This is a genomic window from Erwinia sp. ErVv1, assembly GCF_900068895.1.
Lineage (GTDB): Bacteria > Pseudomonadota > Gammaproteobacteria > Enterobacterales > Enterobacteriaceae > Erwinia.
The window spans coordinates 67285-82559 of record NZ_CDPK01000018.1 but is presented as its reverse complement, the minus strand read 5'-3'; the positions used below and the strand labels follow the sequence as shown (position 1 = coordinate 82559).

22 protein-coding genes are annotated in these 15275 nt (G+C 50.4%); 6 read left to right on the top strand and 16 right to left on the bottom strand.

Annotation, left to right across the window (positions count from 1 at the left end):
* The first annotated feature begins 266 nt into the window (after nt 1-266).
* On the top strand, nt 267-821 hold the full coding sequence (locus A1830_RS19410) for a gamma carbonic anhydrase family protein (protein ID WP_067709986.1): 555 nt from the start codon (nt 267-269) through the stop codon (nt 819-821).
* On the opposite strand, the gene A1830_RS19405 is transcribed toward A1830_RS19410, so the two are convergent.
* The 6 genes from A1830_RS19405 to dprA are packed head-to-tail and all read right to left on the bottom strand — an operon-like array spanning nt 797 to nt 4580.
* Nucleotides 797-1048, bottom strand: coding sequence for a DUF1488 family protein (locus A1830_RS19405; RefSeq protein WP_067709984.1), 252 nt, complete (start codon nt 1046-1048; stop codon nt 797-799). The two genes, A1830_RS19410 and A1830_RS19405, sit on opposite strands and share 25 nt — an antisense overlap.
* Nucleotides 1045-1866, bottom strand: coding sequence for a shikimate dehydrogenase (gene aroE, locus A1830_RS19400; protein WP_067709982.1), 822 nt, complete (start codon nt 1864-1866; stop codon nt 1045-1047). Before aroE ends, A1830_RS19405 begins: the two co-directional genes overlap by 4 nt.
* Nucleotides 1867-1872: 6 nt before the next feature.
* On the bottom strand, nt 1873-2445 hold the full coding sequence (tsaC, locus tag A1830_RS19395) for an L-threonylcarbamoyladenylate synthase type 1 TsaC (protein ID WP_067709980.1): 573 nt from the start codon (nt 2443-2445) through the stop codon (nt 1873-1875).
* A complete protein-coding gene (locus A1830_RS19390; protein WP_067709978.1) occupies nt 2435-2992 on the bottom strand; it encodes a DNA topoisomerase family protein in 558 nt (185 codons plus the stop codon). Before A1830_RS19390 ends, tsaC begins: the two co-directional genes overlap by 11 nt.
* A gap of 24 nt (nt 2993-3016) precedes the next feature.
* On the bottom strand, nt 3017-3490 hold the full coding sequence (smg, locus tag A1830_RS19385; RefSeq protein ID WP_067709976.1) for a DUF494 family protein Smg: 474 nt from the start codon (nt 3488-3490) through the stop codon (nt 3017-3019).
* Entirely contained in the window at nt 3462-4580 is a 1119-nt protein-coding gene (gene dprA / locus A1830_RS19380; protein ID WP_067709974.1) for a DNA-protecting protein DprA, read from the bottom strand. The genes smg and dprA overlap by 29 nt, the downstream gene beginning before the upstream one ends.
* A gap of 127 nt (nt 4581-4707) precedes the next feature.
* On the opposite strand from dprA, the gene def reads away from it, so the two are divergent.
* The 5 genes from def (at nt 4708) to mscL (ending at nt 9586) form a co-directional block, all read left to right on the top strand.
* On the top strand, nt 4708-5217 hold the full coding sequence (gene def / locus A1830_RS19375; protein ID WP_067709972.1) for a peptide deformylase: 510 nt from the start codon (nt 4708-4710) through the stop codon (nt 5215-5217).
* A 24-nt stretch (nt 5218-5241) separates the two neighbouring features.
* The gene (gene fmt, locus A1830_RS19370; protein ID WP_067709970.1) at nt 5242-6186 is read left to right on the top strand and encodes a methionyl-tRNA formyltransferase; all 945 of its coding nucleotides are present in this window, start codon (nt 5242-5244) and stop codon (nt 6184-6186) included.
* Between the two features lie 137 nt (nt 6187-6323).
* A complete protein-coding gene (rsmB, locus tag A1830_RS19365; protein WP_067709968.1) occupies nt 6324-7613 on the top strand; it encodes a 16S rRNA (cytosine(967)-C(5))-methyltransferase RsmB in 1290 nt (429 codons plus the stop codon).
* Between the two features lie 62 nt (nt 7614-7675).
* The gene (trkA, locus tag A1830_RS19360; protein WP_067709966.1) at nt 7676-9052 is read left to right on the top strand and encodes a Trk system potassium transporter TrkA; all 1377 of its coding nucleotides are present in this window, start codon (nt 7676-7678) and stop codon (nt 9050-9052) included.
* A gap of 123 nt (nt 9053-9175) precedes the next feature.
* Nucleotides 9176-9586, top strand: coding sequence for a large-conductance mechanosensitive channel protein MscL (mscL, locus tag A1830_RS19355; protein WP_067709963.1), 411 nt, complete (start codon nt 9176-9178; stop codon nt 9584-9586).
* A 41-nt stretch (nt 9587-9627) separates the two neighbouring features.
* Here mscL and A1830_RS19350 read toward each other — a convergent pair whose 3' ends face one another.
* The 10 genes from A1830_RS19350 to secY form a co-directional block, all read right to left on the bottom strand.
* Nucleotides 9628-9834 carry an alternative ribosome-rescue factor A gene (locus A1830_RS19350; protein WP_156485041.1) on the bottom strand — a complete coding sequence of 69 codons (207 nt, stop codon included), beginning with the start codon at nt 9832-9834 and terminating at the stop codon, nt 9628-9630.
* A gap of 53 nt (nt 9835-9887) precedes the next feature.
* Nucleotides 9888-10307: a Zn(2+)-responsive transcriptional regulator gene (gene zntR, locus A1830_RS19345; protein ID WP_067709962.1), complete on the bottom strand. Its 420-nt coding sequence runs from the start codon at nt 10305-10307 to the stop codon at nt 9888-9890.
* On the bottom strand, nt 10307-10678 hold the full coding sequence (locus tag A1830_RS19340) for a DnaJ family domain-containing protein (RefSeq protein WP_067709960.1): 372 nt from the start codon (nt 10676-10678) through the stop codon (nt 10307-10309). The genes zntR and A1830_RS19340 overlap by 1 nt, the downstream gene beginning before the upstream one ends.
* Before the next feature lie 112 nt (nt 10679-10790).
* Nucleotides 10791-11177 (bottom strand): 50S ribosomal protein L17, encoded by a 387-nt coding sequence (gene rplQ / locus A1830_RS19335; protein ID WP_003850180.1) that lies wholly within the window; start codon nt 11175-11177, stop codon nt 10791-10793.
* Between the two features lie 40 nt (nt 11178-11217).
* Nucleotides 11218-12207 carry a DNA-directed RNA polymerase subunit alpha gene (gene rpoA, locus A1830_RS19330; RefSeq protein WP_067709958.1) on the bottom strand — a complete coding sequence of 330 codons (990 nt, stop codon included), beginning with the start codon at nt 12205-12207 and terminating at the stop codon, nt 11218-11220.
* A 25-nt stretch (nt 12208-12232) separates the two neighbouring features.
* Nucleotides 12233-12853 (bottom strand): 30S ribosomal protein S4, encoded by a 621-nt coding sequence (rpsD, locus tag A1830_RS19325; protein ID WP_004160561.1) that lies wholly within the window; start codon nt 12851-12853, stop codon nt 12233-12235.
* Nucleotides 12854-12885: 32 nt separating this feature from the next.
* Nucleotides 12886-13275: a 30S ribosomal protein S11 gene (gene rpsK, locus A1830_RS19320; protein WP_034899652.1), complete on the bottom strand. Its 390-nt coding sequence runs from the start codon at nt 13273-13275 to the stop codon at nt 12886-12888.
* Nucleotides 13276-13291: 16 nt separating this feature from the next.
* Nucleotides 13292-13648, bottom strand: a complete 357-nt coding sequence (rpsM, locus tag A1830_RS19315; protein WP_067709956.1) for a 30S ribosomal protein S13 — start codon at nt 13646-13648, stop codon at nt 13292-13294.
* Between the two features lie 145 nt (nt 13649-13793).
* The gene (gene rpmJ, locus A1830_RS21815) at nt 13794-13910 is read right to left on the bottom strand and encodes a 50S ribosomal protein L36 (protein WP_020322760.1); all 117 of its coding nucleotides are present in this window, start codon (nt 13908-13910) and stop codon (nt 13794-13796) included.
* Between the two features lie 31 nt (nt 13911-13941).
* Nucleotides 13942-15273, bottom strand: coding sequence for a preprotein translocase subunit SecY (secY, locus tag A1830_RS19310; protein WP_067709952.1), 1332 nt, complete (start codon nt 15271-15273; stop codon nt 13942-13944).
* Nucleotides 15274-15275 lie beyond the last annotated feature (2 nt).

Genomic DNA, 15275 nt, shown 5'->3' with positions numbered 1-15275 from the left:
AGTTTTTCTCCGGCGGTTCAGCTTCCTGACCCTCTCAACCCGGCGGCCTGTAAGCCGTTGTTCCGTGTCGATGGAGGCGCATTATAGGGATCCCGTCTGAGAGCACAAGCCTTTTTTCGATCTTTCTTATCGCCCGCTGAATTTTCACTCCTTTCGCGCAGATCTAAGACGATCCGCACAAAAATACTTCATATTTATTAGCAGTCATTGCCTGTGAAGAGTTTACGGCGTTACGCTTCGATCACCTTCTTTTAAGAGAGACAGCCATGTCCGCAAAACTGAGACCCTATAAAAATACCTTTCCCCAGACTGGTCAGCGGGTAATGGTCGACGATTCAAGCATAGTGATTGGAGATGTAAGGCTGGAGGATGATGTTAGTGTCTGGCCACTGGTTGCTATCCGCGGCGACGTTAACCGCGTTCATATTGGCAAACGAAGTAACATTCAGGATGGCAGCATACTGCATGTCACTCATCGTTCTTCAACCGATCCTGAAGGTTTTCCTTTAATCATTGGGGAAGATGTCACGATTGGCCATAAAGTGATGCTGCACGGCTGTACAATCGGCGACAGGGTTTTGGTCGGAATGGGGTCAATTTTGCTGGATGGTGCCATCATTGAAAGTGATGTGATGATAGGTGCGGGAACGCTGGTGCCACCAGGAAAGCGTTTGCAAAGCGGTTTCCTCTATTTAGGCAGCCCGGTCAGGCAGGTGCGACCACTTACGGAATCAGAGATCGCCGGTCTGCTCTACTCTTCAGGTAATTATGTCCGTTGGAAAGATGACTATCTCACTCAGGATAGCCAGAACCAACCCTGATCGTCTTCCGATCCTTCTTTTATAAGCTGCTCGGCTTCTTCCTCAAGATCCCAGCGATGAAGACTAAAGCTAACGTGCGCAGGTTGCCCATCACCAAAACGGCGAAGCAAAGATTCGCCGCTTATTGCGCACATCATCATCAGGCCATTTACCATAGCTGGAAAGCAAATGGCCTTTATGTCTTCATTCCACTCTTCGCGGTCGGGGAACTGAATAGCCTGATTCATTCCTGAAGTTCCGCTCTGAGCACGGCGATTACCGGCTCGATATCCGGCATTTCTCCATGCCATAAAAGAAAGGAGTGAGCCGCCTGCCCCACCAGCATTCCCAGACCATCTGCTAACTGACTTGCGCCATGCTGCCGACACCAGCGAATAAAGGGCGTATCGCCCGTTTGATAGAACATGTCATAGCAGCGCGTTTGCACCGAAATGAGTGAAGAAGGCAACGCGGGAATATCACCGCCAATTCCGCTTGAAGTCGCATTAATAATCAGATCGAAGTGTTTATCCTGCAGCGTCTCTATGTCGCTCCATATAACCCCCCCGGTATGCTCAAAAACCTCTGCAAGCGCGTGAGCTTTTGAGGCGGTGCGATTAGTAATCGTTAGCGAACAACCCCAGGAGAGAAGGGGAAGTATTGCGCCACGCGCAGCGCCACCCGCCCCAACCAGCAGGATCCGATCCGTAGACTTGATCAGATCTTGCCGTTGTAGATCTGCCAGAAGCCCAATACCGTCCGTGTTATCCCCCAGCAGCCGTCCATCCTCCAGCAACTTTAGGGTATTGACCGCGCCCGCAAGCGCCGCACGCTCCGTAAGTTCTCCAGCCAGTTCATACGCCTGTTCTTTAAAAGGCAGGGTTACGTTCGCCCCCTTTCCTCCACGCACGATGAAATCATTTAGAGTGTGGGTAAAACCATCCAGGGGGGTATGCGTGGAGCCATATGCATGGTCACGACCTGTCTGTTCGGCAAAGAGCTGATGAATTCGCGGTGATTTACTGTGGCTAATCGGATTACCGAAAACGGTAAAATTCTGCTTCATATAACGTTACCCGTGACGAATGAGTTCGCCGGTTAAGACATCGCGAATTTCTGAAGGATTAAGTCGCCCTCCGGTTTCCCCTGACAGAACGGGAAAATCTACACCAAACTGCTCGCCGACTTCAGCAGCCGTCCGACAGGGCGGAAAGCCCGATAGGTTCGCACTGGTCGATACCAGGGGTTTACCAAAGTTCCGGCAAATTTGCTGAACAAGGGGATGATCGCTGACCCGAATGGCAAGAGACTCAAAACGTCCTGTCAGCCACGCAGGCGTATCAGAACTAGCGGGAACAACCCAGGTTACCGGTCCTGGCCAGCTCGCGAACATTCTCTCTTTTTGCGCCACAGAAAGCTGCGCATCATCAATATAGGGCTGGAGCTGGTGATAATCAGCGGCAATCAGGATAAGCCCTTTTTCCACAGGGCGCTTCTTTAAGCGTAGAAGCTGCGCCACCGCAGATTCGCTATCGGGATCGCACCCCAGACCAAATACTGCTTCAGTGGGATAGGCGATAACGGTCCCCTTACGTAGCCACTCAAGACACAGGATCGCTGATTCAGTTAAAACATTATTCGTCACTGCTTGTACCTGCTGTTACTGGCTTTCCACAAACTTTACTGGCGCAAAAGCGTTTTACCCCCTGCGTCGTCTTTTTCTCAACTAACAGTGGAAAATGACACACTTCACACTCCCCCTCTACCGGCGTGGCATTCAGCGAAAACTGGCAGTCAGGGTAACGATCGCAGGCGTGAAAGGTTTTCCCATACCGCGATCGACGCTGAACCAGATGACCCTGCTGGCACTGAGGACACTTAATTGAGGTTTCATCGGGCTTATCAATAAGTTCAGTATGCTCACACTGGGGGTAACGGCTGCAGGCAATAAACATTCCGTAGCGTCCCTGGCGCAGCGCAAGCTCTTCGTGACACGCTGGACAGTATTGTCCCTCAAGCACTTTTACCACGTGCCCTTCAGCCTGCTTTTTTAAAGGGCGTACGTAGTCACACTCGGGATAATGAGCGCATCCAAGAAAAGCGCCATGTTTCCCGGAGCGAATAACCAGTTCTGCCCCACATTGGGGGCAGGGTTCATTTTTTCGCACAGCGAAAAGCGCTGTTTTATTCATAGTTTTAAAACACCGGAGAAGCTCCTAGTGCACAATTCCTTCATTGACGTCGAAAAGAAGTTCTTCCACCTTTTGATAAGCGTTTTCACATCCAGGGATGTTAAACAGCACCATCAATACAACCCATTTGAGATCCTCAAGATCAAACTCAAGTGTATCCAGCGCCATTATACGTTCGATAACCATTTCGCGGGTTTCAAGATTAAGTACCTGTATTTGCTCCAGGAACAAAATAAAACCCCGGCAGTTGGCATCTAAACGCTGGCTCTCTTCATCGGTGTAGATACGCATAGACAGCGGATCGGTCGCGAGCAGAATTGGCGCAACTAAGCCGTCCTGATAATCTGCAAGCTTTTCCAACCAGTTCAACGCATTATAAATGTCTTCACGATGAAAACCTGCATCGGTCAAATCGTCTGTCAATTTATCCTGATCAACGCGCATTTCTGCTTCGCTATGGATATACGTTTCAAATAAGTACATTAGTACGTCGAACATGGCTTGCCCTCCTCAATCGGACATAGCCGCCGGGTACAGCTGCGATCCACCCTGCTAACTCCAACTCAAGCAGCTTAGCTACGATGGCTGGCACAGGTTGGCCGGCACGTTCAGCGACGACGTCAACAGGTGTAACCTCATCTCCTACGTTAGTCAACACATCGGCAAATGGCAATGCCGTATTACCCTCGTCGGCAGAATATGTTGGTTGAGGGTCGGGTAACCAGTCCAGTTCACTATTGAGTTGTTCAAGAATAGTATTGGGATGAGCAGTTAACAGTGCGCCCTGCTGAATGAGCCAGTTCGTGCCTTCACTGCCCGGGTTACCAATAGCACCCGGTAATGCGAAGATTTCCCGATTTTGTTCTAACGCCAGTCGTGCCGTAACCAGAGAACCACTCTTCATACATGCTTCGACGACTAATACCCCGAGGCTGAGCCCGCTGATAATTCTGTTGCGCTGTGGGAAATGGTAAGGCATGGGGCGCGCGGATAAAGGGAATTCAGACACCAGCGCTCCCCCTCCCGCGATAATATCTTTAGCCAGTTGAGCATGACGGCGGGGATAGATACATTTCAGCCCGCTGCCTAAGACGGCAAGCGTTTTGCCTTTGACCTCCAGCGTAGCGCGATGAGCCACGCTGTCGATACCCAGCGCCAGGCCGCTGGTAATAGTCAGGCCGCTCAATGCGAGCGCCTGAGCGAAACAGGTTCCCCAACATCTGCCATAAGGCGAGCAGTTACGGCTACCCACAATCGCAATTTGCGGCGTTGAAAGGAGCCCCGGGTCGCCTTCAACGAAGAGTATCGTCGGGAAGTCGGCTATCTGCCTTAACCGCTCAGGGTAGAGTGGACTGGCACAGGTAATAAAATAGCGTTGGGGCTGCTCAAGCCAGTTAAGGGCTTCAGAAATAATGGTACGGTCATAATAAAGGAAGGCTTCCTTTTGCACTGGCGAAAAACCGACTAAGCCCAATTCCCTCTCTGTTACCGCTGGCTGGAGAAGCAACATTTCAACAATCTGCTGACAGTGCTGACGTGGTAAACCCTTAACGCACGAGAGGCGTAACCAAATCTCCATGGGTGTCATTGCTACATCCTTGTCAGAGGCCTCTCAGCCCCTCCCTAACCGAGCAGGAATGCTGTCAATCATGCCCTGAAATGTCTACAATAAGAGTTATAAACATCTAATCCCTTGAACACAGATCTGGAAAGTTATGTCAGTTTTACAGGTATTACATTTTCCTGACGAGCGCCTACGCACCGTCGCGAAACCCGTTAAAGAAGTCGATGCTAATGTCCAGCGTATCGTGGATGATATGTTCGAAACGATGTACGCCGAGGAAGGCATTGGTCTGGCTGCCACCCAGGTTGATATCCATCAGCGTATTATTGTTATCGATGTTTCTGAGAATCGTGATGAGCGCCTGGTGTTGATTAACCCGGAAATGCTTGAAAAGAGCGGCGAAACAGGTATTGAAGAGGGATGTCTTTCTATTCCTGAGCAGCGCGCGCTGGTTCCCCGCGCCGAGAAGGTAAAAATACGCGCTTTGAACCGTGAAGGCATTAGCTTCGAGCTTGAAGCGGATGACCTGCTTGCGATTTGTATCCAGCACGAGATGGATCATCTGGTCGGCAAACTGTTTATTGATTATCTGTCGCCAATGAAGCGCCAGCGTATCCGTCAGAAACTGGAAAAACTTTATCGCCAGAGCGCGCGTGATTAACCCGTGCCATTAAAAGGTAAGAGCGTGTCTGACTCCCTGAAAATTATTTTTGCCGGAACACCCGATTTTGCCGCGCGCCATCTTGCTGCGCTAATGTCATCCGGCCACAACGTAGTGGGTGTTTTCACCCAGCCGGACCGCCCTGCCGGGCGTGGCAATAAGCTCACGGCCAGTCCGGTTAAACAGCTTGCAGAGCAGCATGGTCTGCCTGTTTTCCAGCCTAAATCACTGCGTCCCGAAGAGAATCAGCAATGGGTTGCCCAGCTTCATGCTGATGTTATGGTCGTGGTCGCCTACGGCCTGATTTTACCGGAGGCGGTGCTGGCAATGCCTCGTCTGGGCTGCATAAACGTGCATGGCTCACTCCTTCCCAAATGGCGCGGCGCGGCGCCTATTCAGCGTTCATTGTGGGCAGGGGACAGTGAAACCGGCGTCACTATTATGCAAATGGACGTCGGCCTGGATACCGGCGATATGCTGCGTAAGCTCTCCTGTCCGATTGAGCCTGAGGATACCAGCGCCTCGCTGTACAACAAGCTCGCTGACCTGGGTCCTAAGGGCATGTTGGATACCCTCGCGCAGCTCGCCAGCGGAACGGCCGTTCCTGAGGTGCAGAACGAAGCACTGGTCAGCTACGCAGAAAAACTGAGTAAAGAAGAAGCCAGGCTGGACTGGTCGCTATCTGCGTCACAGCTTGAACGCTGCATTCGCGCCTTTAATCCATGGCCAGTCAGTTATTTTGTCGTTGACGAGCAACCGGTGAAAGTATGGAAAGCATCGGTTCTGCCGCACGTGGATAAACAGGCTGGTGAGATAGTCCAGGCTGATAAAAGGGGTATTCAGGTTGCAACGGCAGACGGCGTACTGAATATCGAAGAGCTCCAGCCTGCGGGTAAAAAAGCCATGCCGGTTCAGGATCTCCTCAATTCCCGCCGTGACTGGTTCATTCCGGGCAATATCCTTGCCTGATACATCGCCCGGCTTTATGTCGGGCTGATTTTGACTTGCGATCCCTTATGAAAAAAATGACTAATTTGCGCAGCGTTGCTNCTTGCCTGATACATCGCCCGGCTTTATGTCGGGCTGATTTTGACTTGCGATCCCTTATGAAAAAAATGACTAATTTGCGCAGCGTTGCTGCCCAGACCATTGAGAAAGTGGTCGAGCAGGGGCAGTCCCTGAGCAATGTACTGCCCGCTGCCCAGAAGTCCCTTGCGGAAAAAGATGGCGCTCTGCTTCAGGAGCTCTGTTATGGCGTGTTGCGTACGCTTCCTCAGCTTGAGTGGCTGATCGGCCAGCTAATGGAGCGACCTTTAACAGGTAAACAACGCACCATACATTTTTTGATTATGGTTGGGCTTTATCAGCTGATATTTACTCGTATACCTGCCCACGCCGCGCTGGCTGAAACGGTGGAAGGTGCCGTCGCTCTGAAACGCCAGCAGTTTAAAGGGGTTATTAACGGCGTGCTGCGTCAGTTCCTGCGCCAGCAGGAAGCCCTGACTGAGGCAATGAATAGCGATGAGCGTAACCACCTCCATCCTAAATGGCTGCTGACGAGGCTACAGCTGGCATGGCCCGATCGATGGCGTCAGATTGTTGACGCTAATAACCAGCGTCCGCCTATGTGGCTGCGGGTTAACCGGCAGCATCATACCCGTGATGCCTGGCTCTCTCTTCTACAGGATGCGGGTAAAAACGCTGTCCCGCATCCTGAGCACCCTGACGCGCTGAGGCTTGAAGCCCCCTGTGGTGTAAGCCAGCTGCCGGGTTTCGCCGAGGGATGGGTGACGGTTCAGGATGCTTCAGCCCAGGGCTGTGTATCACTGCTGGATCCACAGAATGGTGAATCGATTCTGGATCTGTGTGCTGCACCTGGCGGAAAAACGACCCATATCCTCGAAGCGGCACCACAGGCAACCGTGTTGGCTGTGGATGTTGATGCCCAGCGGCTTTCCCGTATCAGTGAAAATCTTCAGCGACTTAATTTGTCAGCCGACGTTAGAGTCGGCGATGGCAGAACACCGGCAGAATGGTGCGGAGAAACCCAGTTTGACCGCATTCTGCTTGATGCGCCCTGCTCTGCCACCGGCGTAATACGACGTCATCCTGACATTAAATGGTTACGTCGTGACCGTGATATCGCAGAGCTCGTAGCATTGCAGGCAAATATTCTGGATGCCATCTGGCCACATCTCAAAACCGGTGGCACTCTACTTTATGCCACCTGTTCAGTATTGCCGGAAGAGAACCACTTGCAGATCGCCGCATTTATGACGCGACATAATGATGCTGTGCATATTGAGATTGGCGATACCACCTTAGCGGGTCGGCAAGTTTTCCCCGATCCAGCCGGTGGCGATGGCTTCTACTATGCGAAGTTAATAAAGAAATAAACGTTGGGCCATGCGATATTCCACGTGGCCCTTAATGGCCCCAACAATCAGACTGAAGCATAATGAAAATAATCATTCTTGGCGCTGGTCAGGTGGGTGGTACCCTCGCTGAAAACCTGGTAGGCGAAAATAACGATATCACGGTCGTAGACACTAATGCGATTCGCCTTCGCCAGCTACAGGATAAGTACGACCTGCGGGTGGTTCAGGGTCATGGTTCTCATCCGCGCGTACTGCGTGAAGCTGGCGCGGAAGATGCTGATATGCTGGTGGCAGTAACCAATTCTGATGAAACGAATATGGTCGCCTGCCAGGTTGCCTATTCTCTGTTTAATACCCCAAACCGCATCGCCCGCATACGTGCGCCGGATTATATCCGTGATGCAGATAAGCTTTTCATTCCTGAAGCGGTGCCAATTGACCATCTGATCTCTCCCGAACAGCTGGTTATTGATAATATTTACCGCCTAATCGAGTATCCCGGTGCACTGCAGGTGGTAAATTTCGCTGAGGGCAAAGTCAGCCTTGCGGTAGTCAAAGCGTATTACGGTGGGCCCCTGGTAGGGAATGCACTTTCCGTCATGCGCGATCATATGCCGCATATAGATACGCGTGTGGCGGCGATTTTCCGCCAGGACAGGCCCATTCGCCCTCAGGGTTCAACCATCGTTGAAGCCGGGGATGAAGTATTCTTCATTGCGGCCAGCCAGCATATCAGAGCGGTGATGAGCGAGTATCAGCGGCTGGAGAAGCCTTATAAGCGCATTATGATCGTAGGCGGGGGTAATATAGGTTCCGGTTTAGCCCTGCGTCTTGAGAAAAATTACAGCGTAAAACTGATTGAACGCGATCAGCAACGCGCGGCCGAGCTGGCTGAACTCTTACAGAATACCATTGTGTTTTACGGAGATGCGTCCGATCAGGAACTGCTTGCCGAGGAACACATCGATCAGATCGATCTTTTTATCGCGATCACTAATGATGATGAAGCCAACATTATGTCAGCGATGCTGGCTAAAAAGATGGGGGCCAAAAAGGTGATGGTACTGATCCAGCGTAAGGCCTATGTCGATCTGGTTCAGGGTAGCGTCATAGATATCGCTATATCCCCGCAGCAGGCAACAATATCGGCGTTATTAGGGCATGTGCGTAAGGCTGATATTGTCGGGGTATCATCGCTGCGCCGTGGCGTAGCAGAAGCCATTGAGGCGATTGCTCACGGCGATGAGACAACCTCCCGGGTTGTAGGGCGGGAAATCAACGATATTAAACTGCCTCCCGGTACGCTAATTGGCGCGGTTGTGCGTGGCAATGACGTCATGATCGCCAATAACAACCTGCGCATTGAGCAGGGAGATCACGTTATCATGTTCCTTACGGACAAAAAGTTTGTGGGAGATGTTGAAAGGCTCTTTCAGCCTAGTCCCTTTTTCCTCTGACAGTTCGAGCGGCCTTCTCACTGTCACCCCCTCCGGGGTGGCAGCTTAAATTTTTCCGCTTCATTCTGGTAAAAACGGGATCGTTTGTTAGACTTATCATCTGGTAAAGGATTGGAGAGAACAATGAGTTTATTCAAAGAGTTTCGTGATTTCGCCATGCGCGGCAATGTTGTCGACCTGGCAGTTGGTGTCATTATTGGTGCGGCATTCGGTAAAATTGTTTCTTCACTGGTGGCAAACATCATTATGCCACCGCTGGGTCTTTTAATCGGGGGAGTGGACTTCAAATCGTTCGCCTGGGTACTTAAGCCTGCGGTTGGCGATACACCCGCGGTCGTAATGCAGTACGGTATTTTTATTCAGACCGTGTTTGATTTTGTTATCGTCGCGTTCGCCATCTTTATGGCTATCAAGCTGATGAACAAACTGCATAAGAAAAAGGAAGTGGAAAAACCCGCTCCGAAGCCCAGTGTCGAAGAAACCCTTCTCACTGAAATTCGCGATTTGCTGAAACAGCAGAATGGTCAGCCCTGATTAAGACTTTCTTATTAAGAAAACCGCCGACGGCGGTTTTTTTATGCCCGGAAAATCAGAAGGCCAGTGGTAAAGCTCTCTTTACCACTGGCCTCCCAGTTACCCTTTTTAGCGTGTTTGTCTTTACGCCGGAAGCTGCCCTTACCCTTGTGGTTCACTTCGATCCGGACTTTAAACAAAGGATCGTGCAGTAATGCTTCAATCGCATTATCGCGGATCACACCTTTTTTGTGTTGATAACCTGACATCTTTTGCTCCTTAATGAGTAACGGCAAGAATATAGAGCTCACCGGATAAAAAATCAATCTACTACAGCAATTTCACCTTTTTCCAGCGCTTCGAGGATCGAACAGTAGAGGCTACTGTGTGAAGTGCCGCAGCACGCATCATTCAGTCTTTTCAACGAACGTTGCATATTCTGTAGCTCAGTAATCATCCCTTCTACTTCCAACAAACGTTTCTTCACGATACCCTTCGATTCCTCGCAGGTATGATGCGCGGGATCCACGCGGATCGACAGTAATTCACGTATTGCCTCAAGGCTAAACCCCAGCTGTCTCCCATAGCGAATAAATTTCAGTCGCTGTAAATCATTGTCGCTGTAGAGGCGAAAACCACCTTCAGTACGGATTTCATGATCCATCATCTGCTGCTTTTCGTAGTAGCGGATAGTATCTGGTGTCACATCGGCCAGTTTGGCCAGCTGACCAATTTTAAACATCACTCCTCTCCTTTAAAATGTCGATGGACACGGTTGCTATAATCGCCCTGTAAAAATGCAGTACTCATCCCAGCCTGCCTGAGTTTCATTTCCAGCAAAACCAGCCGCTTTGCACATTGCTCATAGCTGTCATCATCGGGTGTAAGTCCTGCCAGTAATTGGTCCAGCTCGACCGCTTCGCGCCGTATTTCAAGCTCTGGTGGAAGATAACCGGAATTTTTCATCAGTCGATATGCTGCACGCAGCTCGGGGGGAACGTGGCTGTCGTCATCCAGTACAAGCTTTTTGCCGTTACCCGAAAGACCATCCAGTTCACCATTCTTTTGCGCTTCGGCAATGTGCTGCTCAACCAACTGATCTATTAGCCACATAATTCACCCGCAGTAACGGAAGGGAAGATATAAGGATAACGCTTGAAGAGGATGAGGGGAATTTCGGACATAAAAAAACCGGGCAAGCCCGGTTTTTCCAACATACAGCAGATTACTCTGCTGCAGCTTCTGCTTGAGCTTCTGGACGATCAACCAGCTCGATGTAAGCCATCGGAGCGTTGTCACCAGCGCGGAAACCACACTTCAGAATACGAGTGTAACCACCGGCACGGCTCGCAAAACGCGGGCCCAGCTCGTTAAACAGTTTTGCCACGATCTCGTTATCACGAGTGCGGGCGAATGCCAGACGACGATTAGCTACGCTGTCGGTCTTGGCAAGAGTAATCAGCGGCTCAACTACACGACGCAGCTCTTTCGCTTTTGGCAAGGTCGTCTTGATGATCTCATGACGAACCAAAGAGCCAGCCATGTTGCGGAACATAGCCTGACGATGGCTGCTGTTGCGGTTCAGTTGACGACCACTCTTACGATGGCGCATGACCTTATCCTTCTCAGTGAAACCTTAACCTGTGATCGGGTTATTCATCAGCAATGCTAGCGGGCGGCCAGTTTTCCAGGCGCATGCCCAGAGACAAACCACGAGAAGCCAGCACATCTTTAATCTCGGTAAGAGATTTTTTACCAAGGTTAGGCGTTTTAAGCAGCTCAACCTCAGTACGCTGTACCAGATCACCGATGTAGTGGATAGCTTCTGCCTTAAGGCAGTTAGCAGAGCGGACAGTCAATTCCAGATCGTCAACAGGGCGCAGCAGGATCGGATCGAATTCTGGTTTCTCTTCTTTCACTTCCGGCTGACGTACATCACGTAAGTCAACGAAAGCTTCGAGTTGTTCTGCCAGGATGGTTGCCGCACGGCGGATCGCTTCTTCAGGATCAATAGTGCCGTTGGTTTCCATTTCGATGACCAGCTTGTCCAGGTCAGTACGCTGTTCAACACGCGCTGCTTCAACATTGTAGGCGATACGCTCTACAGGGCTGTAACAGGCGTCGACTAACAGACGACCGATCGGGCGCTCATCTTCTTCCGAATGAATTCGGGCAGAAGCCGGCACATAACCACGACCACGCTGAACTTTGATACGCATGCTGATAGCAGCGTTTTCATCGGTCAGATGGCAGATCACGTGCTGCGGCTTGACGATTTCGACATCACCATCATGGGTGATATCGGCTGCAGTCACAGGGCCAATGCCAGATTTATTCAGAGTAAGAACAACTTCATCTTTCCCCTGAACTCTTACCGCCAGCCCTTTCAGGTTGAGCAGGATTTCCAGGATATCTTCCTGTACGCCCTCTTTGGTGCTGTACTCATGTAGTACACCATCAATTTCAACCTCGGTCACCGCGCAACCCGGCATTGATGAAAGCAGAATACGGCGCAGTGCGTTACCAAGAGTATGGCCAAAGCCACGCTCTAAAGGCTCAAGGGTCACCTTGGCGTGCGTCGAACTCACTTGCTCGATATCTACCAGGCGCGGTTTTAGAAACTCTGTCACAGAACCCTGCATTGTGTCCTCTCTTTGGTACTAAGCTTTACTTGGAGTAAAGCTCGACGATCAGGTGTTCGTTAATGTCCGCAGACAGATCGGTACGTTCAGGAATACGCTTGAACACACCTTCCATCTTAGTTGCATCAACTTCCAGCCAGGTTGGCTTTTCACGCTGTTCAGCCAGCTCCAGAGCGGCTTTCACGCGAGACTGCTTTTTGGCTTTCTCACGGATGCTAACAACGTCATTCGGAGTTACCTGATAAGAAGCGATGCTAACAACGCGGCCATTTACCATGATAGATTTGTGGCTAACCAGCTGGCGTGCTTCTGCACGAGTGGCGCCAAAGCCCATACGATAAACAACGTTGTCCAGACGACCTTCCAGCAGAGCTAACAGGTTTTCACCCGTGTTGCCTTTCAGACGTGCAGCTTCTTTATAATAGTTACGGAACTGACGCTCCAGCACGCCGTAGATACGACGAACTTTCTGCTTTTCACGTAACTGTACGCCATAATCAGACAGACGCGGTTTACGCGCACCGTGCTGACCAGGAGCTTGTTCAATCTTACACTTGGTATCAATCGCGCGAACACCAGACTTCAAAAAGAGGTCTGTACCTTCGCGACGGCTCAGCTTGAGCTTAGGACCCAAATATCTTGCCATTTTCTTTCTCCAACATTCCTAAAAAACGGGCGTTATACGCGACGTTTTTTCGGCGGACGACAACCGTTGTGAGGGATCGGAGTCACATCAGTAATATTCGTGATGCGGAAACCAGCAGCGTTCAGAGCACGAATCGTAGACTCGCGGCCTGGACCTGGACCCTTAACCATAACTTCCAGGTTCTTAATACCGTACTCTTTCACGGCGTCAGCACAGCGTTCAGCAGCAACCTGAGCTGCAAACGGAGTCGACTTACGAGAACCACGGAAACCGGAACCACCGGCTGTTGCCCAACCCAACGCATTACCCTGACGATCGGTAATAGTCACGATGGTGTTGTTAAAAGACGCATGGACATGAGCCACGCCATCAGAGACTTGCTTTCTTACACGCTTACGTGCACGAACTGGTGCCTTTGCCATTATTCAATCACCCCGATTATTTCTTGATCGGTTTACGCGGACCCTTGCGGGTACGTGCGTTGGTCTTGGTACGCTGACCGCGCACTGGAAGACCACGACGATGACGTAAACCACGATAGCAACCAAGGTCCATAAGACGCTTGATGCTCAGGGTGACTTCACGACGCAGATCGCCTTCAACAACAAATTTTGATACTGCATCACGCAGAATATCGATTTGCTCTTCAGACAGCTCACTGATCTTAACATTTTCTGCAATACCCGTTGATGCACAGATAGCCTGTGAGCGGGTCTTGCCGATACCGAAAATTGCAGTTAACGCGATAACGGTATGTTTATGATCAGGAATGTTAATGCCTGCTATACGGGCCACTATGCACTCCTACTATTCAAATATGCGTCCCATGCCGAAAAGCCCGTTTTCAGGATACTCAAATGGGAAACGCATAGACATACAAAAGATTGGCTGGCTAATCTAGCCAGCTCAACCCGACTTTGCAAGAAAAATATGCGAATAATCAGCCTTGACGCTGTTTATGCTTAGGCTCGGCGCTGCAAATCACACGTACGACACCATCACGACGGACGATTTTGCAGTTACGACATAATTTCTTGACGGAAGCACGAACTTTCATTTTTACTCTCCGTAACTTCTCAAGCGCCTGATTAACGGCCGTAGCCTTTCAGGTTTGCTTTCTTCAATGCAGACTCATATTGACTGGACATCATCAGAGTTTGCACTTGAGCCATAAAGTCCATGATGACAACGACTACAATCAGCAGCGATGTACCGCCGAAGTAGAATGGAACTTTCATCGCATCACGCATGAACTCCGGGATCAGGCAGATAAAGGTAATGTAGAGCGCACCAACCAGAGTCAGGCGTGTCATTACTTTATCAATATACTTCGCCGTCTGTTCTCCCGGACGAATTCCTGGAACAAATGCACCAGACTTCTTCAGGTTATCTGCTGTTTCACGTGGGTTGAAAACCAACGCGGTATAAAAGAAACAGAAGAAGATGATTGCAGTCGCATAGAGTAACACATAAAGCGGCTGTCCGGGCTGCAAATACATTGAAATAGTTGTCAGCCAGTTCCAACCGGTACCGCCACCGAACCATGATGCAATCGTGGCCGGAAACAGAATGATACTGGAAGCAAAGATTGCTGGGATAACCCCGGCCATATTCACTTTCAGTGGTAAATGTGTGCTCTGTGCAGCATAGACTCGACGGCCTTGCTGACGTTTCGCATAGTTCACCACAATGCGGCGTTGACCACGCTCAACGAAAACAACGAAGAAGGTCACTGCAAATACGAGAACTGCAACCAACAGCAACAGGAGGAAGTGCAGGTCGCCTTGCCGTGCTTGCTCGATGGTATGGCCAATGGCCGGCGGCAATCCCGCAACAATACCCGCGAAGATAATGATTGAGATACCGTTACCGATACCTCGTTCAGTTATCTGTTCACCCAGCCACATCAGGAACATTGTTCCGGTGACCAGGCTAACAACAGCAGTGAAGTAGAAAGCAAAGCCTGGGTTTAATACCAGGCCCTGCATTCCAGGCATATTCGGTAAACCGGTAGCAATACCGACCGACTGAAATATACCTAATACCAGAGTACCGTAGCGGGTGTACTGGCTAATCTTGCGACGACCAGCCTCCCCTTCTTTCTTAATTTCTGCTAACGCTGGATGAACCACCGTCAGCAGCTGGATAATAATAGAGGCCGAAATGTACGGCATAATACCCAGGGCAAAGATAGAAGCACGGCTCAGAGCACCACCAGAGAACATGTTAAACATTTCAATGATGGTGCCACGCTGTTGCTCAAGCAGTTTGGCAAGTACAGTGGCATCGATACCAGGGATTGGAATAAAAGAGCCAATGCGGAAAACAATTAGTGCACCAATCACAAACAGAAGTCTGCGTTTCAGTTCACCAAAACCACCTTTGGCACTTTGAAAATCTAATCCTGGTTGCTTAGCCATCT